This is a genomic window from Pseudoalteromonas sp. BMB, assembly GCF_001709235.1.
Classification (GTDB): domain Bacteria; phylum Pseudomonadota; class Gammaproteobacteria; order Enterobacterales; family Alteromonadaceae; genus Pseudoalteromonas; species Pseudoalteromonas maricaloris.
On record NZ_MBQA01000067.1, the window covers coordinates 1 to 21,390 of the forward strand.

Genomic DNA, 21,390 nt, shown 5'->3' on the forward strand with positions numbered 1-21,390 from the left:
GATATAGGTACCTTAGCGAGACGGAAGCGGTGTTTTCCCTAAAACTCTCTGGCTAGACAAGGAAAAAACTAAGTTGTACTTTAGCAACAATGAGTTGGAACATTACTTATCCAAACCTCAGGTTAGTTAATAAAAAATTGCGAGCCATATAGTTGGCTCAGAAGTGTCTGTATAACTTACTTTATGCTTTTGATGTGCGGGAATATTAAGACTATCACCCGCCTTTAAGGTTACTATTTTACCATCATCAAAAGTCAACTCACCACAGCCCTTTAATACCAGTACCCATTCGTTTTCGTCTTGGTCGTAATATCCAGAGCTTGGAGAGGTATGACCGTTTGATACTATCCGTTCAATACGAATATTTGGATGAGACAGCACCGTTTCAAAAATTTCTTCGGTTACATCAGCTGGAATATCTTTTAGAAAGTTCATAAGTTTGAAACTTGGGCCTAGCAATTAGTCAAGGATAGAGAAATAATTTGCCGCAACAGCACATCCGTTTATCTGGTAACGGCAAATTGGGAGAATGGTACAACTTGATCTGTAGAAATGTTCAATACGTCGTTCTCAATCTTTCAAAACAATCCATCAGGCGATTGGTGAAAAATCCCCTAACTTAAGCGACTCCACTCGGACTTCTTACCCAGTTGTACAGTCACCATTAAAGTTACACAATTTAACAATGTTTGTAAAACAAATTTTAACATTAAATAAACAAGAATGAATTTACTAAAATCCTTTAAGTTCCACACGCCAAGGAGGATCCAGTCGATTTTCACCAGCCCAGTATAATTTGATCTTGTTCCCTGCAGGGTCAAACAGTATGGCTTCTCGCCACAGATAGCGCTGCTCTGTAGGCAGTTGCTCAAATACGATACCCCGGGCCTCAAGCTCTGTGACCCACTCATCTAACTGTTCATGCTCGAAGTAAATAACCGCACCATTATTAATGGGAGGCGCTTCTAACGACAAGGAGAAGGTTGCATTACCTTCAGGGCATTCAAATCGAGCATAGTGAGGTGTATCAACAATTTGAGTAAAGCCTAGCGTTCGATAGAATTGACAAGCTGCATCCATATCATCAACGGGCAGGGTAACTTGGTTAAGATTCATAATCATCATCCTTATAACAATACTGAATCATTGTGCCTTGTAGGCAAAAAAATACCAGCCTAGGTTAGGCTGGTATTACAATCATCACATCTTAATACGAGTTATAAATCAAATGTTCTCGACACAGAAAGTACGATACGTTCATCAGCCGTATCCCAATCTAAGCTCGTATTTTCAGCCGCCACTTCAATATCAAACCCTTTAAATGCCGTTTGATAAGCAAGGCGATAGTGATTGTAAGATTTATCGTTACCATCCCACGTATATTTATCGCCATCCAATGAATTGGAGATATCAAAGCTTGCTCGTAGTGCATGACCTTCTGCAATTTCAAAAGTATGTGCTACCATCGCAATAGTGTGACCCGCTTCGGTTCCGAAATAGTCCCAGCTGTACCAAAAATTAAACTCAGTTTGGCCAAACTCACTCGCGTAACCAAACTTAGTATAGATCTCTGGGTAGTTACCATCGCTTGAGTTGTCACCACCATGATAAGAATAGTAAGCAATACCATAGTCAAGGCTCCAGCTTTGGTTCAGCTCGATAAAGCGACCAACGTAAAAGTCCCACTCTAGATCCGTGTCATCACCAAAATCGACGTTAGACGCCCAGCTCCCAGCATACACGCCATTAGCAAAGGCTTTATCGATGCTACCTTGTAGAGCTGGGTCATTTTGCGTTTGACTCACACCGTTAAAGGTATAGTCAGATGCACCAGTAAGCGTTGCAGACCAGTCTGCCACCGCATAGTTAGACGCGAGTACAAGTGGGAATGCACAAAGTGTTTTCTTTAAAGTTGTCATGTAGTTGTATCCCTAGTTTACTGATTCAATTTTGCTAAAGTCGATAAGGTTGTCTTTTGGCGAGCTATCAATCTTGCTCACGGTTTTGTATTTGCTATATGCAATGTAACCAAAACATGAGAAGAACAAGCCTATGACTAACGCACCAACCCATTGGATCTGTAAAAAGTTTAGTTTAAATAACAGCGTAAGCAGTGATAACGCCACGATATTAAATAAAATATAGTTTCTTTTTCCCAAACGGCTAACCGTGAGGTTTAGGTTGTCTGTATATAGGCGGATCAAAGAGTCGAGTGAATTAATTACAAACACCACGCCAACAAAGACCATTGCAAAGTTTTTAATACCCGCAGTTGGGATCCCAGCCTCATGGTAGTGATAAAGCACACTAAACCACGCTGCGATTGGAATAGACGGGAAAACCAGCATCGCCGCTAGCACTTGATAGGTTTTCAAACCACCGACAAAACGCGATGTGAATTGCCCTATCATGATGCTCCACGCAAACCACCAAAACAGATAAAACTCGTGATAGTCATTCAGTGGCAGCACAAACTGATCTAAATTAGTAAAATAGCCACCGATCAGCGCCAAGTTGTTGGTATAACTCGACATTGCACTGTCACCAAAGACAAACGCTGACGCCCACATAAAGGCAATTAAACCGATAAAGACCCAAGTCGTCGTAATGCTTAAAAAGCGGACGTACTTCAGGCTGGTGCTTGAATAAACCGCAAAAGCAATCGCCGCAAACACTATCAAATAGAAACTAGGAATAACCGATTCACCGTCACCTAAGCTTGGTAAATACCAAGGTAGATTAGACAACAATAAGAATGCGGTAAACGCACAAGTACCGATAATAACTAGGTTATTAATGAATTTAACCCAAGGAATTTCAAAGAATTTCACTTTGGGCTCTATTACGCAGAAATAAAAGCACGTAAGAAAGTAGAACCCCCAGATTAAAAATCCCCAAAAGCCAAACTCTATGGCCAGCGGATTAGTAAATGCATACTCTGGGCTTGCTTTTATGTCTGCGTAACCCGCAAACTCCGTAAGCGGAAACATGATCAGGCCAACATCTAGGCCAGAAGTAAATAAGATTGCAATAAAAGTGAACGTTTTAACCGGTGTAACACCAACGCACTGTAAATTCCCCCACTTCAATAAAATAAAGGCAATTGCCAATAGGGTGAAAATGATGCCTGCACTAAGCCATACTGTCATTGTCACCCTCCCAAAATTGATAGAAGTAACTCATTTTTTCTCCGTTGTTTTTATTTACATTATTCCCGCATTAATGCAGTGCAAACGATTTGCACTGCATGCCACTGCAGGTCTCATATGGGGCACGAACTTTCCCATACGAGTGGCGAAACTAGATCTCCGAACTACGTTGAACCTGTTGCCAGTTTTGTGTCATAGCAACGTTTGCTCCCTCAGCGGCAAGTGGTGAATTGCCTAAAATCATATCCGCTGCTTTTTCCGCGACCATAATAGTCGGCGCATTGAGGTTGCCGTTTGGAATGGTCGGGAAAATAGATGAATCCACAACGCGTAGCCCCTTTACACCGTGCACACGGGTTTGCGAGTCTACAACCGCCATTTCATCCTCACCCATTTTGCATGAACAAGAAGGGTGATAAGCACTTTCTACCGCTTGACGCACAAAGGCATCAATTTCTTCATCGGTTTGCACTTGCTCACCAGGTTGGATCTCGCTCTCCCGAAAATCATCAAACGCACTCTGCTCGATGATTTCACGAGTCAACCTGACACAAGCTCTAAACCCTTCGATGTCTTCTTGTTCAGCTAGGTAATTAAACTGTATTTTAGGCGCCACCGTTGGATCTGCTGACTTAATCGTTACTTCACCACGGCTCTTTGGTTTATTGTGGCCGACATGAACTTGGAACCCATGACCATCAAAGGCACTTTTACCATCGTAGCGAATGGCCGCAGGTAAAAAGTGGTACTGAAGATCTGGCCACTCAACGCCTGCTTCCGAACGAATAAAGGCACAAGATTCAAAGTGATTGGTCGCGCCAAGACCTGATTTATCAAGCAACCATCTTGCACCGATCAAACCTTTAGAAATTAACCCCAGCTTGCCGTTTAAGGTGATAGGCTGCTTACACTTGTATTGGAAATAAAACTCCAAGTGATCTTGAAGGTTTTTGCCAACCCCAGGTAAATGGTGTTTTACTTCAACACCCGCTGCGGTTAAAGCCTCTGTATCACCAATGCCAGATAACTGTAATAAATGTGGTGAACCAATTGAACCTGCACTTAGGATCACTTCCTTCGCTGCATTCGCTTTTTTCAGGTTTCCTTTCACACTGTATTCAACGCCTGTAGCGGTTTTGCCATCTAACAGTACTTTTTGTACCAAAGCACCCGTGACTATGGTGAGGTTACTGCGATGTTTAATGGGGTCTAAATAGGCTCGGCTAGACGAGCAACGTTTACCACCTTTTACGGTCATATGCATCGGCCCAAAGCCTTCTTGCTGCTCACCGTTATAGTCTTTAGTAAACGCATAACCCGCTTGCTCACCAGCGCTAATAAACGCACGATAGAGCGGGTTTGCCATTTCATTACCATTATTGGTGCCAAGCGGACCTTGCTCACCACGGTACTCGTCGCCACCTAAATACCAAGATTCAGCGCGCTTGAAGTAAGGCAAACAAGACTGATAATCCCAACCTTGTGCACCACTGTCTTGCCACTCGTCAAAGTCTTTAGCATGACCTCGAACGTACACCATGCCATTGATTGACGATGAACCACCAAGTACCTTGCCGCGAGGACAATGCATAACGCGATTGTCTAAGTGCGGCTCGGGCTCAGTATGGAACTGCCAAGCATATTTATCGGTATTCATTGGAATAGATAGCGCGGTTGGCATCTGAATAAAAATACTCTTATCACTACCGCCAGTTTCGAGTATTAGTACTTTGTGCGCTGGATTTTCCGATAGGCGGTTTGCAAGCACACAGCCTGCAGAACCTGCACCTACAATAATATAATCAAAATCAGTCATCATACTCCTCGATTAAAATGGACTTTCAATATCGCTCATACCAACATACACGGACTTAGTCTGAGTATATTGATCTAGCGTCTCGATGCCATTTTCGCGACCAATGCCCGACTGCTTATAGCCTCCAACGGGCATTTCGGCGGGTGAGTTGCCATAACTATTGATCCAACAAATACCAGCTTCTAGCTGGTGGATGACACGGTGAGCACGTTGAATATCTTTACTAAATACACCTGCAGCCAAACCTAAGTGGGTGTTGTTTGCACGTTGAATGACTTCCTCCTCGTCATCAAATACCAATACCGACATCACCGGACCAAAGATCTCTTCTTTCACTATGGTCATATCATCATGACAGTTGATAAATACGGTCGGTGCGACAAAATAGCCGTTTGGCGCAGTTTCAGGACTAAGTGCCTCACCACCGGTCAGTACGGTTGCGCCTTCAGCTTTGCCTTTTGCAATGTAATCCATCACCAGTGTGTGATGCTGCTTTGAGATTAGGGCGCCAAGATTCACGTTTGGATCGAGCGGATCGCCCGCGATGATATTTTGTTCGGTACGCTGCTTTAACTCAGCCAAAAAGGCGTCGTAAACCTTACGCTGTACAAATACGCGTGTGCAGTTGGTACACACTTCACCTTGGGTGTAGAAGTTGCCCAACATCGCGGCACTTATCGCTTGAGAGATATCAGCATCTTCAAAAACGATAAGCGGTGATTTGCCGCCTAGCTCCATCGTCACTTCTTTTAAATTGCTTGCCGCACTTTGCATTACTTTTTTGCCAGTACCCACTTCACCGGTGAACGATACTTTTTCAATATCAGGGCTGGTAGTAAGCCATTGGCCCACCTCAGCGGCACCTTGCACCACATTGAATACGCCCGCTGGGACACCGGCTTCAATAAAGATTTCGGCCAGCTTAATCGCGCCTAGAGGTGTTTCTTCCGATGGCTTGAAAATGAGGGCGTTACCAGCAGCAAGTGCAGGGCCTGATTTCCAACACGCAATTTGCAGTGGATAATTCCACGCGCCAATGCCTGCACAAATCCCCAAGGGCTCTTTACGGGTATAGAAAAAGTCCCCTCCCACTGGCTGCTGAGTGCCAACTTGAGCGGGAGCCAACCCTGCAAAATATTCAATCACATCAGCGCCAGTTTGAATGTCTACACATTCAGCCTCTTGCCAAGGTTTACCTGTATCTAACACTTCAATCTTAGCAAGCTCATCATTGCGCTCGCGCAACAGAGATACCGCTTTATGTAAAACACGACTACGCTCAATTGGCGCCATCGCTGACCATAATGCAAAGCCCGCTTTAGCACTTTCAATCGCAGCTTGCTGAACATGACTGTCAGCAACCTCTACCTCATAGATCACTTCATCCGTTGCTGGATTTTTTACTGCAAACTTTTCGCCTGAGTGGTTTGCCAAGAACTGGCCATGAATAAAATTTTGATATACAGGGACTGTCACATTATCCTCCAAACTGCTTAATAAGTGATTGAATGTAGCGTTTTGCGAGCGTTTCACTGTGATGAAACGCATGATGGTCAGCTTTGCTTAGCACAGCTCTTAACCAGAGTCCGTCAATCATACCGGCGGCAAGCTCAGCCGCTTCTTTTGCCTGTGCTCGCGGCATAAAAGCAGCAAACGAAGTCGCTAGGTTACTCTGCAGACGGCGACTGTTAACACGCTGTAGTCGGTGTAGCTCGTCATCGTGCATGGACTGCGCCCAGAAACTCAACCAAGTGCGCGTCGTATTTGACTGCTGCTGCACCATGGCAAAGTTAGCTTCTACGATATACATGAGTCGCTGCTCGGCACTACAACCACCGTAGGTTTTGTCCAACAAACTGTATTTCAAGTTGTTTAATAGATAGCGCACGGTTGCTTCAATCAAGCCTTGTTTACCACCAAAATAGTGACTGATGATCCCTGATGAGAGACCGGCTCTTTTACTGATACTATTAATCGTGGTTGCTTGTAATCCTAACTCGGCAACTGACTCTAAAGTGGCGTCAATTAGCTGCTGACGACGAACAGGTTCCATTCCGACTTTTGGCATAGCTTTTTATTAATTGACCGTTCAATTAAAATAAATCTTAGGGTGATAAAGATGAGACTTCAAGGTTGACTTTTTGTAAAAAGCCAAATTTTTGACGTTTGTACCTAGGTTAATCCCATGATAGCTAAGGGGTTTTAAAGGATTACAAAAAATCTTAAAAAATTTTAAAAAATCTGATATTTTGCAGGTATTTGCGATAATTTACCGTTTTGATGTGACAATTTGATTAAGTTTGGTTTGGCTGGAAAACAACCAAAACCGAATCAAATGATGGAACTGAGTAAGACTAAACATCCTTGCTAGTTAAGATTTGAAAGCGGTAACGATTGGTAACTAGGAAATCTATTTGAGACAGTTGAAACCCCAAAAGACGCGTTTGACTGATAACTCGCCACTAACAATTCAATCTTAGGCTTAAGCGCTAAGATCGCCTCATCAATTTTACTTTTCAGCCTCGCACTAAAAACATTTTTACGCAGCAAAAAATGTACTTGGTTATCATGTACCACATAAGGCCAAGCCTGTGCAGCGTCAAGTCCTCGCTCTTTGATAAAATAGTTCCCCGTGATCATATCATCCACAATAAAATCAACACGCGCTTTCATTAACATTTCAACCCGCCGCTGCGCACTGGCAATACTCACAAATTGATCTTTATAGCGGGGATCTTGTTTAAGCTTACCAAGCTCCTCTCCATAGTAAGATCCGATGCTCAACCCTATGGTTTTCGATTGCTTTAGTAATGAAGCGAGATCAGCAAGCGCTGTGGGAGGTGATAACGAGAATAATCGCATACGTTCAAAACGGTAGGGCAGAGAGAAATCTCCGTATGCTTCTCTATCTTTAGTGTAGCTAACCATTACCGCAACATCTATCACTCCTTTTGACATTTCTTCAAAAGTGCGAGCGCTGGAAGGGAGGCGAATATAGGAGGTACACACGGCAACATGCTGGAACACCATTTCGGCAATGTCTACGTCTAGGCCCCAAGGTCCAAGCTCATCAAAGACAGTTAATGGCGGCCAATCGGCAACAACGCCGATATTCACCGTTTTACTGCATTCGCTTGCACTGGCAGGGGGAATTACCAAGCCCCACACCAAAATAATCGTGCCAATCAAGTTATTCACTGATATGTACTGCTTAACCATGACACCTCGTGAGCAAGTCTATGACAATCGGCCTTATAACATGACGACTCTGTTCATTGCATAGGCACTATCTTTATTAGTAACAATATATTTACCTAAAGCCTAGATTACAATGCCTAATTATTAAACTATTTAAATCAAAAAACGTATCGGTGCTCACAGAAACAAAAAAGCGTGACGTAAACCCCCTTTACATCACGCTTGTTTTGGCACTTTACGGCTGATATTCGAATACTTCTTCAATAGAGACATTAAATACATGCGCTATCTTAAATGCTACTTCGAGCGAAGGTGAGTATTTTGCAGCCTCGATCGCCATAATCGTTTGTCTCGTAACCCCCACTCGCTCAGCAAGCTCTTTTTGTGTCATTTCACCACTCATAAAACGTAGCATTCTGATTTTGTTTTTTATTGGTAAATCAGCCATACACAGCTCCCAAACGAGCTTTGACGAGCTGAGTTCCATAACCGACCAATTCAGCCAGCAAAAATGCAATCACTAAAATATGAAGTGGTGTAAATGGTAGTTCAAAAGGAAGCGCTTGCGACCAATTTTGCGCTTCAGCAGAATACTGGAAAATAGAGATACACACACCAACCTGAAGCACCCAGTAGGCAGGTTTGCATCCAGATAGCGCAACCAATTTTTCACGCTCATCTAACGGCTTATCCATATCTTTATCGCTAACAAAGCTCAGTAGCAGCTGACCTGCAATAGATGTCACGATAGAAATAACAATCACCTTGAGCAACAATCCTGATACCCAACTCGGATCTTGACGTAACTGCTCTGTAGCCGCTGTTATTTCGCCTAAATAAAAATACAAGATATAACCTGTTACCAAAAACTCTATCGCAATCGTTAAGTCACGGAAACTCAACGAGTCTAAAAACGCTTTAATCTTATTGTTGCTTTCCATGTTACCCTCACTTTACTCAAGGTTAAGTATTTTTTACATTAAAAGCGTAAACTTTGCTCAACCACAAGTCAAATATTTTTTACTTTAAGTCAAGTTTAAATAACCAACCTGAACTCGGGATAAGAAGTAAGTTAATCCACCTAAATTCACTAAGCTCAAAAGTGTAATATCACTCTAGCCAGAAGTTATTTCTTAATACAAGGCAAATTTGTGCGTCAATAGCTGGCCTATTGCAAGCAAATTTAACTCAGTAGTAAGGGATAACAGCTGCTAGAGAACAAGTTGTTATCCCGGGTCAGGTTAACTAGAAACGTTTTCGAAACTCGCTTGGTGTTAAGCCCATACACTTATTAAACACCTTACGGCAGGCTGTCGTATCCTCGTATCCGACCTGGTGCGCAATCCAATCAAATGGCTTACTCGTGCTTTCTAATAAATCACACATTTTCTGCACCCGAAACCGCTGCAGATATTGATTTGGATTGAGTCCGAGCACCTTAGCAAAACGTCGCTGTAAGGTTCTTTGCGTAAGTAGAGCGATATCAGCCAGTTCTGTAATTGAAATATTGTGACCATAATGGGTGTTAATGTACTGCTGAGCGCGCAGCACAGCATCGTCACCATGTTGAAAGTTTGGCTGAAATTGATGATAGTAGCTCTGCTCCCGCTGAGCCGTATCTACGACTAGCGTTTTGCCTAACTTGCGCATGACTATGTGACCGCTATATTTTTTGACTAGCTCTAATCCAAGATCAAGCCATGACATCATGCCGCCAGCCGACATAATATCATTGTGATCGATTAAAATTTTTCGCGTATCAATAGGCTGGTTAGGGAAGTGCCGTTTAAATGCCTCAGTTAACCCCCAATGCGTGGTAAGTAAGCGCTGATGACTTAGCCCCGAGGCCGCAAGTATAAAAGCCCCCGCACAGGCAGAGGCAATAACTGCGCCTCGTTGGTGCTGCTCGGTTAACCAAGCAAGTAATTGAGGCTCAGGTTTAAGGTAGTAATCAGAATTAACACTCGGCGGCAATAACACAATATTGTAATCCCCCTTTACAGCACCACTAAAGGTGACAACATTTGTTATAAAGCGGGTATCCTGTGACTCTTCGATACAAATTCTATCTGCTAGAAAAAACAACTCTTCTAGACCATACACAGCCGACTTCATCGCATAAGGATAGTGACAAATCGCCACTTTGATTGGTTTCATCTACGTTGTCGAATTTGAACTCAAAAATGTCATTTTAGACACTCCAGTCAAAGTTACAACTCCAGCACAATACCTCTGCAAATTAACTAACGAGGTAAAAGAAATGAACAACAGTGCACTATTGGTTATCGATATTCAAAATGACTACTTTTCTGGAGGACTTTTCCCGCTATGGAATAGCGAAAATACACTAGCAAACATCAATACAGCTATCAAAAAAGCAGCAGAGCAAAATATGGAAGTCATTTATGTCCAGCACATAGCTAATCCAGAGCAAGGAAAAGCACCATTTTTCAATGCCGAAACAAGCGGTGTAGAGCTTCATAATGGCCTACGCCAAGCGCAAGAAAATGGCCACCATATCGTAAAGTCCTATGCCGACAGCTTTGAGCAAACCTCCTTAAACGATTTGCTCCAATCTAAAGGTATCGACACTTTATATATCTGCGGCATGATGACACAAAACTGTGTAACCCATACCGCGCTATCGAAATCGGCGGAGCAGTACAATGTCTACATTCTCAGTGATTGCTGCACTACCATAGATGAAATGATCCACAAAATTGCACTCAACGGTGTTTCAACACGAGTACCGTTAATCACTGCATCGCAAATGTAGCCTATAACTGCGAGATATAAATAGAAGCTCGTCGTGATAAATCACGACCTACAAACCCAACGGAGGTCGAGGTTTACCTCGACAAAAATCTCAACAAATATCTCGACAAGCACCTAAACAATCTACGATGAAGAAGCTCGTCGTGATAAATCACAACCTACAAACCCAACGTAGGTCGAGGTTTACCTCGACACCTATCTCAACACATATTTCGACAAGCACCTAAACAACCCAAAACAAAAAAGCTCGTCGTGATAAATCACGACCTACAAATCCAACGTGGGTCGAGGTTTACCTCGACACAAGCAGAAAAACCAAAAAGGCTGGATTGACCAGCCTTGATTTGAGTGACATCGAAATGAAAAGGTGCTAATTAGCCTGCTGCTTATAGGCTTGTCGATAGGCGTGAAGTAGCGGCTCGGTGTAACCATTGGGTTGTACTCGGCCTTCAAATACCAAAGATAACGCCGCTTTATAGGCGAGGTTTTCACTAAGCGGTTTATGGTCATTGAGCATTGGTTGGTAGAGGCTGTCACCTTCGTTTTGACCATCTACAACAGCGGCCATGCGTCTAAAGGTTTTTTCTACTTGTTCTTCGCTACAAATGCCATGATATAACCAATTGGCGATATGCTGGCTTGAAATCCTAAGCGTTGCTCTGTCTTCCATTAATCCAACGTGATTGATATCAGGCACTTTTGAGCAGCCTACGCCTTGGTCTATCCAGCGCACCACGTAGCCCAAAATGCCCTGCGCATTATTGTCTAATTCGGCTTGAATATCCTCCGCAGACAAATCGTTTTCTAACATCAACGGGGGCGTGAGTAAGTTATCGAGCGATGCTTGCTGACGTGTTTTTATCTCAAGTTGGCGTGCAAACACATCCACATAGTGATAGTGCATTGCATGGAGCGTTGCTGCGGTAGGAGAGGGCACCCACGCAGTATTAGCACCAGACTCCGGATGGCCTTGCTTTTGCTCCATCATCAGCGCCATTTTATCTGGCATTGGCCACATTCCTTTGCCTATTTGTGCCTTTTTCCTAAAACCGGTTTTAAGGCCAATATCCACGTTTTGATCTTCATAGGCCGCTATCCAAGACTGTCCTTTAATTGCCACTTTGGGCAATACAGGGCCCGCCAGCATTGAGGTATGAATTTCATCGCCTGTTCTATCCAAAAAGCCAGTATTGATAAATACTACACGCTGCTTAGCGGCAGCAATACACGCTTTTAAGTTTACCGAAGTACGGCGTTCTTCATCCATAATCCCCATTTTAATGGTATTTTTGGGTAGCGAGAGCAGCGCTTCAACTCGGCTAAATAGGGTATCAGTGAAAGCGACTTCTTCAGGCCCGTGCATCTTTGGCTTCACGATATTGATACTTGCTGCCGTCGAGTTTTTAAACGGACTATTACCTTGTAAATCATGCAGCGCAGCCGTGCTTGTCATGATGGCATCTAAAATCCCTTCGAACTGCTCGTTTCCTTCTGCATCCAGTATCGCTGGCGTTGTCATTAGGTGGCCAACATTGCGCACGAACATCATAGAGCGACCTTTTAGTGTCATACGCTGGCCTTGTGTATCTACGTAACTTCGGTCGGCATTTAGCGTCCGAGTCAGCGATTGACCTGACTTTTCGAAGGTCTCACTCAAGCTCCCTTTCATCAAGCCTAACCAATTTTGGTATACCAATACTTTGTCTTGTGCATCCACCGCCGCAACTGAGTCTTCACAATCCATGATTGTCGTAAGTGCAGCCTCAAGGACGACATCTTTGATCCCGGCTTTGTCTGCCTGTCCTATCGGATGGTGTGGATCAATTTGGATCTCAATATGCAGATCATGATGACGCAGCAATACCGCGCTTGGATTTTGTGCCTCCCCCTGATAACCCACTAGCTGATCAGGCTTTTGCAGTGCAACTTGGGTGCTGTCGTTGAGTGTAATCACCAAATTGCCGTCTAGAATCGCGTAGTTCGTACTTTCTATGTGAGAACCTTCAGCCAACGGCAGTGCTTTATCGAGAAATTGCCTAGCATAAGCCATTACTTTAAACCCACGGTTCGGATTATAGGCTTGAGTACGCTCAGCACCATCCTCTTCGCCAAGAACATCCGTTCCATAGAGCGCATCATACAAAGAGCCCCAGCGCGCATTCGCCGCATTGAGCGCAAACCTTGCGTTACTGACAGGCACCACTAACTGAGGACCGGCTGCGCTCGCAATTTCAGGCTCTACATGTTCGGTTTCGATGGCAAAATCTTCAGGCTCAGGCTGCAAATAACCGATAGATTCAAGAAATGTCCGATATTCTGCAGATTGCCAATCAGGATGAGAGAGGTGGTAATCGTCAATTTGCTGTTGCAGGGTATCGCGTTTGTTGAGTAACGCTTGGTTTTGCTTCCCAAGTTCCGAAAAAATATCCACTACGCCTTGCCAAAATTGATTGACCGCGATCCCCGTGCCGGGAAGTAAAGATTGCTCAACAAACTGCGCCAGTGGAGTCGCAATTTGGAAGCCTGAATGAGTGACATACTTGCTCATGGAGAGTCCTTGATTAACATTTTTTGAACGGGATAGGTCAAACATAAAACAATTTTTGGAAAAACGAACCCCTTTTCCCATTCACAAAAAATATACTCGCAATAATAACTATAAATTTAAAAAATCTAATTTATCGGCCTAGTGTTTAATTAAGCCCGCAGCCAACCACTCTCACACCGGTTGGTTTCGTGTAACAAACAACCAGAATTTAATTTGATTTATAGTACCCGTTCAAAGGAAGCTAATTATGTCTCAGTATCAAACTCAGTTAGATCATTTCTCTAGTCTATGCCAAAGCCAAGGAAAAACTTGGCAGTCTATCAGTCCTGAGTATGCCAGCCGTATGCACCTACAAAACCGTTTTAAAACCGGTTTGGACATTGCAAAATACACGGCAAAAGTGATGCGTGAAGACATGGCAGCGTACGACGCAGATAGCAGCCAATACACGCAATCGCTTGGTTGTTGGCACGGTTTTACCGCGCAACAAATGATGATGGCAGTAAAGCGTCACAATAAAACCACAAAACGCTCTTACGTATACCTAAGTGGCTGGATGGTTGCTGCACTGCGCTCAGAGTTTGGTCCACTACCTGACCAAAGTATGCATGAAAAAACTGCGGTTCCTGCTTTGATTGAAGAGATCTACACCTTCCTCAAGCAAGCCGACGCAAGAGAGCTAGATCATCTTTACAAAGATCTTGATGCAGCAAGAGCAAAAGGCCAAGACACAACTGAAATCCTTAACAAAATCGACAACTTCGAAACTCATGTAGTGCCTATCATTGCTGATATTGATGCCGGTTTTGGTAATGAAGAAGCAACCTACCTATTAGCTAAACAAATGATTGAAGCGGGTGCTTGTGCAATTCAAATCGAAAACCAAGTATCGGACGCAAAGCAGTGTGGCCACCAAGCAGGTAAAGTAACGGTTCCCCATGAGGACTTTTTAGCTAAGATTAACGCTGTACGATATGCTTTCCTTGAGCTTGGTGTTGAAGATGGCGTTATCGTCGCACGCACTGACTCATTGGGTGCAAGTTTGACGCAAAAAGTGCCAGTATCAAAAGCGCAGGGCGACCTTGCGAGCCAATACACCAGCTATTTAGACACCACGCCAGTTACCTCGGCCGCTGACTTACAAGAAGGTGAGATGGCAATTAAATTGGGTGGCGAACTGCAAAAGCCAGTTCGCTTAGACAACGGTCTATACCAGTTCAGAGCAGGCACGGAAAAAGATCGTGTGGTACTAGACTGTGTAACCAGTCTTCAATCAGGCGCAGATCTATTGTGGATTGAAACCGAAAAGCCAAATATCGAGCAAATTGCCGAGCTAGTTAACCGAGTTCGCGAACAGGTGCCTAACGCTAAGCTTGTGTACAACAACTCGCCATCGTTCAACTGGACATTAAAATTCCGTGAACAGGTATACCAACAATGGCAAGAGCAAGGTAAAGACTTATCGGCATACCCAAATCCAAGCGCGGATGCAAAAGTATTGATGGCGCCAGAGTTAGACGCAACCGAGTTGGCAACCGAAGCCGATCTACTGGTGCAAAACTTCCAGCGTGACTCGGCAAGAGAAGCGGGAATTTTCCATCACCTTATTACACTGCCAACTTACCATACAGCAGCGCTCAGCACTGATATTCTGGCTGAAGGCTATTTTGGTGACGCGGGTATGCTTACCTATGTACGCGATGTGCAACGACAAGAAATCCGTCGCGAGCAAGCATCAGTTAAACACCAAGACTTGGCGGGCTCTAATATCGGTGACACGCACAAAGAGTATTTCTCTGGTGAGAACGCACTCAAAGCTGGCGGTGAAGCCAACACCATGAACCAGTTCTAAACACTGGATTTAGATAACGACTTATATAGTTCCTTAATCAGCAAGGGCCGTCAGGCCCTTTTATCTATGTGGATCAGATTTTTACTAGCTACTGGTAACTGAGATCACGTATTTACCAACGTCAGTTATTCAGATCATATTTTTACTAACATATACCTATTTGAGATCAGAATTTTATTAACTCAACATCTAACGATCCCGATCTTTACAGTAAAGATCTAAGATCCAGACAAAAAAGAGCGCATTTGTGACTTTTTTCACTTTCACAAACCAAAATTTTACTAACTAAACCAGCGACAGGTCACATTTTTACTAACTTACTTAGTAAAATTTTGTTCTGAGTTTATTTTGACTAAAAATCAAAATATGACTAACCTCAGATTTATAAGCTCTTCATTATGCTGTAAACCCCCTTTACACTTTCCATATTTACCCCACTTTTCCATGTAAAACTATAAAACTGATTATAGTACGTTGAAGTTGATTCATGACCCCTATTAAGAACTTAATAAAAGCAGTAGCACTGCTTACAGCGATACATTGCCAGGCCGGGAATACAGTTATCAAGGAAATAGAAGATTTAGAAAAGGCAGGCAAATACACCGAAGCCTTAGTTAAAATTGAAACGGCCAGCGTCAGTGAAGAAGAAGAAACGCGATATCAAGCGATTTATTTGCAGGCCATGATTTATCGAAAGCAAGACTTATATGAGAAATCAATATCTACCCTTAGCTATATCGAAAAGCAGTTTTTCCTTACCGAAGCGCGCAAGTATGATTTATACAGAGAGATAGGCATTAACTATCGTAACTTAAGCCAGCTTGAACAGGCCGAGTCTTTTTACTTAAAAGCGCTCGCTTCAGCCGAAGCGATGAACAAGTCAAGTTTAGTGGCGCAAACCTATAATAATCTAGGTGTTGTTGCCGACCACAGAAATTTGCTTGCGCAATCTATGCAATATCATTTAAAAGCCTATGAATTACTAAAAGGAACTGATCAGTACGAAAAGCAAGGGGCTAACTTTTATAATCTCGGTGATATTTCTGTGCGTATGGGGGATGAGGAAAATGCAGAGTATTTCTTTCAACAAGCTCTCGTTGCGGATAAAGCTTCAAAAGAATTACGCAACGTCGCAGGCACGGCCCTTCGCTTGGGAGAGCTGAAGTTTAAGAACGGTAAAACGGACGAAGCATTAGCGCAAACAAAAGAGGCCATTGAATTTCTAAAAGAACTCAATGCAAGGGTTTCACTCGCTAGGGCATATCGTAACTCCGCATTGATCCATATAGCCAAGGCAGACTTAGACAATGCCCTGTCGGATGCACTTGCAGGCATTGAATATGCCACTCAAACCAGTTCAACGCTGCAACAATTTTACGCCTACCTGACGGAGTTAGAAGTTAGGCTAAAACGCAAAGAATTAAACAAAGCAAAAACACTACTCACCAAGCTGGACGCCCTAACCGAAGTTGAAACGGCAGAGCTACTGCTCGAAAAATATCATCGCCTTAAAGCAATAACGCTTGCTGCACATCATGAATACGCCCAAGCCTATCAGTTTATGAAGTCGACTTCAGAGCTACAGACTCAACTTCATGAAACATTACTAGAAAAACAAGTAAGTACCTATAAAGCCAGTATTGACGCGCTTATTCAATCTCAACAACTGGAGCAAGCACGTTCTGCACAAGCCATAACCGAGGTTAACTTACAAAATGCCAAGCTATCCACACAAATGTGGGTGATCACTGCAATCTCGACCTTTTTAGCTGGATTATTTCTAGTCGGATTTTTTGTCGTCAAACATAGAAATGCGGCGCTAAAAGCAAAAATGTATCAATTGAATATTGAACATAAAGATAAAATGCTGGCCGATATTTCCCACGAGTTACGTACACCACTTAGTGTATTAAAACTCCATATCGAAGCGATGGAACACAATCTTATTGATGACAGCACACTTGCATATGCCAAGATCAACAACAAGATAAATCAGCTAAATGAATTGATCTCGAACGTATATCAATTGTCTCAAGCTGATCATGACGCGCTTGTGATACATCCCCAACAGCATGGCGCAAAAACGGTTATCCAAAGCTATGTGTACGATATTGAAAGATTAGTAACTAGTAATCAGCTGCAATTTATCGCCGACATTCACGTCGATGATATGAGTATTTACATTGATAAACCAAAGCTGGATAGGGTTATCGATAATCTTGCTAAGAATGCATGTTTATATACAGATAAACCCGGCAAGGTAAGGTTTAAAGCCGTGGTCAATAAACAAGGACAATTCCTACAAGTAGATGATAGCTCACCAGGCGTATCGGAGGCCGAGCAAAACAAACTGTTTGAACGCTTGTACCGTGTCGAGGCATCGAGAAGTCGTGCAACAGGAGGCTCAGGTCTTGGTTTATCGATTTGTAAGAGCTTAATTGAAGCGATGAATGGAAAAATCACAGTGAAGTCCGGGAAGTATGGCGGTTTGTGTATTCAGATAAACTTACCTCATGCGATAGATGTACCAGCATAAAGTACCCGCATAAAATGTAAGTTGATATTAAGTAAGTAATGTACGAAAGGCCAAGCAGATGCTTGGCCTTTCGTCTTTCTAAGCAAGCTTAGAATCGGTAGCTGATGTTGCCATACACAAAACGACCATCGGTGTTATATGCCGAGAACGCAGAGTAAGGAAAGATCTGGTTAAACGTTGTATAACCAATATTACTAACAGTATCTTGTGGATATTGATCAAATAGATTGTTAGCGCCTACAGCAAACTTCCAGTTGTCACCTAGGTTATAAGCCACTTCTAAATCAGTGATCCATTTAGCATCTAATACTTCATCGCCCTCTACTGCGCTCGAAGAATCTACCGTTTCACCATAGCGTGTGGCACGTAATGTCGTCTGCCAATCGCCAAATTGCCAAATTGCAGCTAGGTTCCATTTGTCTTTTGGTGTCCCATCTTCAAATCGTGCAATTTCACGACGAGCAAAGTACTCATAGCTGTCACCAAGGGCTTCAAGCTCAGCAGGGTTTGCTTTTACATGCGTCACTTCAGTGTCATTGATGTTTACCGCGGCACTTAAACGCAGATTACCGTAGTCGGCAAGATCAAAACTGTACGTTGCCACGATATCCACACCTTGAGTACGCGAGTCAATAGCATTAGTGAAGTACCTTACACTTTGCGTATTGAGCTCACCCGCTTGCTGCAAAATATTAATGACCTCAGGACCACCCAAGTTCTCAGAAAGGACGATGCGATCGTCGATGTCAATGCGATAGGCATCCACAGTAAATGAGAACGCGTCTAGTGTGTAGACAAAGCCCGCCGTCAAATTGACCGACTCTTCCGGTTCAAGCTCTCGAGCACCCAGCGCTTTTGCAGCTGGCGTATCAACAGGGAAGTGGCCAACTTCACTCGGTACGCCATTTTCAAATACCGTAGCAATTGATTTATAGGACGTTTGAGCCAATGAAGGCGCTCTAAAACCTGTGCTTACTGCACCACGTAGTGAAAAGTTATCCGACACTACATAGCGCGATGCCAATTTACTGGTGAAAGTGCTGCCAAAATCACTATAATCTTCAAAGCGACCCGCCAAGACGACATTCCAGTCCTGCGTTAAGTAGGTATCAAACTCTGCGAATAAAGCGATGTTATGACGAGATTCATCGACAGCACTTGCTGGTGAGAAACCAGCGAGCACCTGCGCACCACCAGCTGCAACGGGATTGCCTTCTGCATCAAGCACGGTGAGGTAAGACGCTTCTTCACCGACTTCAATTTCATAGGTTTCGCGGCGATATTCTGCACCAATCGTGAAAAATACGTCATCCGGTAAGCCCAAATCCAATGCCGTTTTAGCATCAGCATTCACAAGCCACTGTGAATAAACTAAAGCGCCGTTATTAAACTCAGTCGGGCTTGTTACCCCCATCGAAGTATTCAAACTATTTACGACACCCAAAGCGAAGTCATTCACACCATAGTTTGTACTGATATCGTAATCCCACTCACCTTGAGTGCCTTTTACACCAACCGCAAAAGAGTAATCATCTACATCGCTGACGATTTGAGGCAAGAAACCATCTGGGTAAACCGCAGTTAAGTTGCGGCTGTCATTTGCGCGACGATAGAAACCACCGGAGTTACCTTCACGTGTCGAGTAGCTACCAAATGAATAAAGCTCGGTTTCCGCATCTAGGTTGTAACCCGCATTGTAAAATAGTGCAAAGTCTTCCACTTCGGCTTTACCAAAACGGTGGTTGTAGCGATCAAATGAAAACTCTCTTGAGTCAAGTTGACCATTTTCATCACGAGCATATTGCTCTCTTGGATCGAAGCCTGAACGATTAGTTGGTTTTTTATCTCTATATTCGGCAGATAGGTTAATAAAACCATCATTGCCTAAAGCAAAACCAATGTTGGCACCAATTGTTGTAGTACCACCATCATTACGCTTGCGGTCATCTCCTAATACAAAGTCTAAATCGCCCGCAGCGTTTGCACGGGTTTGTAATAAGTCAGGGACACCCGCCATCTGTGTATCGTGCTCACCATAGGTCACACTAATACTGCCGCCTTCTTCCGCATCTTTAAGCACAATATTAATAACGCCAGCAATGGCATCTGAGCCGTATTGAGCAGCAGCGCCATCACGCAGTACTTCTATACGCTTAATCGCGGCAGCTGGAATGGTATTTAAATCAACCGCCGTTGAACCACGACCAACGGTACCATTTAAATTCAATAATGCGCCGGCATGACGACGTTTACCATTTACCAGCACTAAGGTGTGATCCGGTGCTAAACCTCTAAGCACTGCCGGACGGGCGTGATCCGTGCCATCCGCCAGCGTTGAATTTGGGAAGTTAAAACTAGGCACTAGAGTTGTTAGTACTTGGCTTAGCTCCAGCTGACCGGTACTTTGCATATCTTCTAAAGAAATCACATCTACCGGCACCGTGCTCTCGGCGACACTACGAAGACTTCTTCGCGTACCAGTGATTTCGATGACTTCAACACTTTCTTTGGCTTCAGTGTTGTTACTTTCTGCTTGCGCATGAATTGAAATAGTTGAAAGAAGCGCGGCACCGACAGCCAACGAGATTGGCTTGCGAACAGCGTTTTCCAGCTTGTTATTAATAAATTGCATAGTTTGTCCCGTGAATATGTTGAACGCAGAGTCTGTAAAAGACCGATTACTACTTAATTTAGTCAATATGAAGATAAATCAAGACTGAATAAGGTACCCAAGTAAATAACACAAAATGCGGTACGATACCCATTCGACTTATGACCAAAATGTTGGTACTTACTAATTCAATACCAGCCTAAAATTAGGTCACTATCATAAGAAAAGACGCGGATTTTAGAATTATTCTTTTATCAATAATAAAGAATTTTTTGATCTACCTTATACCTCATAAGGGCACTGGTCTGATGTTTGCCCACTCCATCTTTACTCCACATTGAAGCGCTTAAATACCAGTATGCAGAAACGGAGAGTACCAATGACACAACGGACGCTAAAACATGCTGAGTGGTTAAAAATTGTTGAATCTAGAGCGAGCCAGCAGCAACTTCAAATAAAGCCAAAAAATAAACTATCACCTGCTGTGATTTGGACTTTTGTACTAGCCACTATTATTTCACTGGTAAGTGCATGGGCATTTGTTACCGAAACGCCTGAGGCACCCACTCAGCAGCTTAGTAAAGAATCCCAAATGCGTATCAACCGCTACTTTACCAAACAGTATATGGTTGGTAGCTGGCAATTCTCACATTTAAAAACCAGTAAAGATGACATCAATGTGTTTATCCGTATCCCGACTAAACTTGCATTAACGGGACAGGCACTTAAGGGTTATATCGAGCAGTCACTATGCCCACCGGCCAGTAGCAATGTTTGGCGTGATGTCAGCCAATTTGCGCTTTATATGCACTTGTATTCGGATACGCCACGCCACAGTGACTATGCCAAGTGCAAGGCACCTTAATCATTTCAAGTTAAATTCTTTTATCTTTCGTTCAAAGGCC

Annotated in this window: 17 protein-coding genes; 4 read left to right on the top strand and 13 right to left on the bottom strand. The window is 43.4% G+C overall.

Going from position 1 to position 21,390, the window contains the following annotated elements; all coding sequences use genetic code 11:
- Positions 1-126: 126 nt before the first annotated feature.
- From BB427_RS05075 to BB427_RS05125, 11 genes are all read right to left on the bottom strand, one after another.
- A complete protein-coding gene (locus BB427_RS05075) occupies positions 127-435 on the bottom strand; it encodes a cupin domain-containing protein (RefSeq protein ID WP_039495367.1) in 309 nt (102 codons plus the stop codon).
- Between the two features lie 297 nt (positions 436-732).
- On the bottom strand, positions 733-1,116 hold the full coding sequence (locus tag BB427_RS05080) for a VOC family protein (RefSeq protein ID WP_069019152.1): 384 nt from the start codon (positions 1,114-1,116) through the stop codon (positions 733-735).
- A 101-nt stretch (positions 1,117-1,217) separates the two neighbouring features.
- Positions 1,218-1,919, bottom strand: a complete 702-nt coding sequence (locus BB427_RS05085) for a TorF family putative porin (protein ID WP_069019153.1) — start codon at positions 1,917-1,919, stop codon at positions 1,218-1,220.
- Positions 1,920-1,931: 12 nt separating this feature from the next.
- Positions 1,932-3,149, bottom strand: a complete 1,218-nt coding sequence (locus BB427_RS05090) for a choline transporter (RefSeq protein ID WP_069019154.1) — start codon at positions 3,147-3,149, stop codon at positions 1,932-1,934.
- 151 nt (positions 3,150-3,300) lie between these two features.
- Positions 3,301-4,968 carry a choline dehydrogenase gene (gene betA / locus BB427_RS05095; RefSeq protein WP_175401243.1) on the bottom strand — a complete coding sequence of 556 codons (1,668 nt, stop codon included), beginning with the start codon at positions 4,966-4,968 and terminating at the stop codon, positions 3,301-3,303.
- 9 nt (positions 4,969-4,977) lie between these two features.
- Entirely contained in the window at positions 4,978-6,441 is a 1,464-nt protein-coding gene (gene betB / locus BB427_RS05100) for a betaine-aldehyde dehydrogenase (protein WP_069019156.1), read from the bottom strand.
- A 1-nt stretch (position 6,442) separates the two neighbouring features.
- Positions 6,443-7,033, bottom strand: coding sequence for a transcriptional regulator BetI (gene betI, locus BB427_RS05105; RefSeq protein WP_069019157.1), 591 nt, complete (start codon positions 7,031-7,033; stop codon positions 6,443-6,445).
- A gap of 299 nt (positions 7,034-7,332) precedes the next feature.
- The gene (locus BB427_RS05110; RefSeq protein ID WP_069019158.1) at positions 7,333-8,184 is read right to left on the bottom strand and encodes a substrate-binding periplasmic protein; all 852 of its coding nucleotides are present in this window, start codon (positions 8,182-8,184) and stop codon (positions 7,333-7,335) included.
- A gap of 214 nt (positions 8,185-8,398) precedes the next feature.
- Positions 8,399-8,611 (bottom strand): helix-turn-helix transcriptional regulator, encoded by a 213-nt coding sequence (locus BB427_RS05115; RefSeq protein WP_045988593.1) that lies wholly within the window; start codon positions 8,609-8,611, stop codon positions 8,399-8,401.
- Positions 8,604-9,104 (bottom strand): hypothetical protein, encoded by a 501-nt coding sequence (locus tag BB427_RS05120; RefSeq protein ID WP_069019159.1) that lies wholly within the window; start codon positions 9,102-9,104, stop codon positions 8,604-8,606. The genes BB427_RS05115 and BB427_RS05120 overlap by 8 nt, the downstream gene beginning before the upstream one ends.
- Positions 9,105-9,408: 304 nt before the next feature.
- Positions 9,409-10,320 carry a GlxA family transcriptional regulator gene (locus BB427_RS05125; protein WP_069019160.1) on the bottom strand — a complete coding sequence of 304 codons (912 nt, stop codon included), beginning with the start codon at positions 10,318-10,320 and terminating at the stop codon, positions 9,409-9,411.
- Positions 10,321-10,423: 103 nt separating this feature from the next.
- On the opposite strand from BB427_RS05125, the gene BB427_RS05130 reads away from it, so the two are divergent.
- Positions 10,424-10,939 carry a cysteine hydrolase family protein gene (locus tag BB427_RS05130; RefSeq protein ID WP_069019685.1) on the top strand — a complete coding sequence of 172 codons (516 nt, stop codon included), beginning with the start codon at positions 10,424-10,426 and terminating at the stop codon, positions 10,937-10,939.
- A gap of 369 nt (positions 10,940-11,308) precedes the next feature.
- Here the strand turns inward: BB427_RS05130 and BB427_RS05135 are convergent, their stop codons facing one another.
- The gene (locus BB427_RS05135; RefSeq protein WP_069019161.1) at positions 11,309-13,486 is read right to left on the bottom strand and encodes a malate synthase G; all 2,178 of its coding nucleotides are present in this window, start codon (positions 13,484-13,486) and stop codon (positions 11,309-11,311) included.
- 247 nt (positions 13,487-13,733) lie between these two features.
- Between BB427_RS05135 and BB427_RS05140 the strand changes: the two genes are divergently transcribed.
- A complete protein-coding gene (locus tag BB427_RS05140) occupies positions 13,734-15,338 on the top strand; it encodes an isocitrate lyase (protein WP_069019162.1) in 1,605 nt (534 codons plus the stop codon).
- Positions 15,339-15,825: 487 nt separating this feature from the next.
- Complete coding sequence (locus BB427_RS05145) at positions 15,826-17,874, top strand: ATP-binding protein (RefSeq protein ID WP_069019163.1); 2,049 nt, start codon at positions 15,826-15,828, stop codon at positions 17,872-17,874.
- Positions 17,875-17,962: 88 nt separating this feature from the next.
- On the opposite strand, the gene BB427_RS05150 is transcribed toward BB427_RS05145, so the two are convergent.
- On the bottom strand, positions 17,963-20,506 hold the full coding sequence (locus BB427_RS05150; protein ID WP_069019164.1) for a TonB-dependent receptor plug domain-containing protein: 2,544 nt from the start codon (positions 20,504-20,506) through the stop codon (positions 17,963-17,965).
- A gap of 358 nt (positions 20,507-20,864) precedes the next feature.
- Between BB427_RS05150 and BB427_RS05155 the strand changes: the two genes are divergently transcribed.
- Complete coding sequence (locus BB427_RS05155; protein ID WP_039495343.1) at positions 20,865-21,350, top strand: hypothetical protein; 486 nt, start codon at positions 20,865-20,867, stop codon at positions 21,348-21,350.
- The last annotated feature ends 40 nt before the right edge of the window (positions 21,351-21,390 follow it).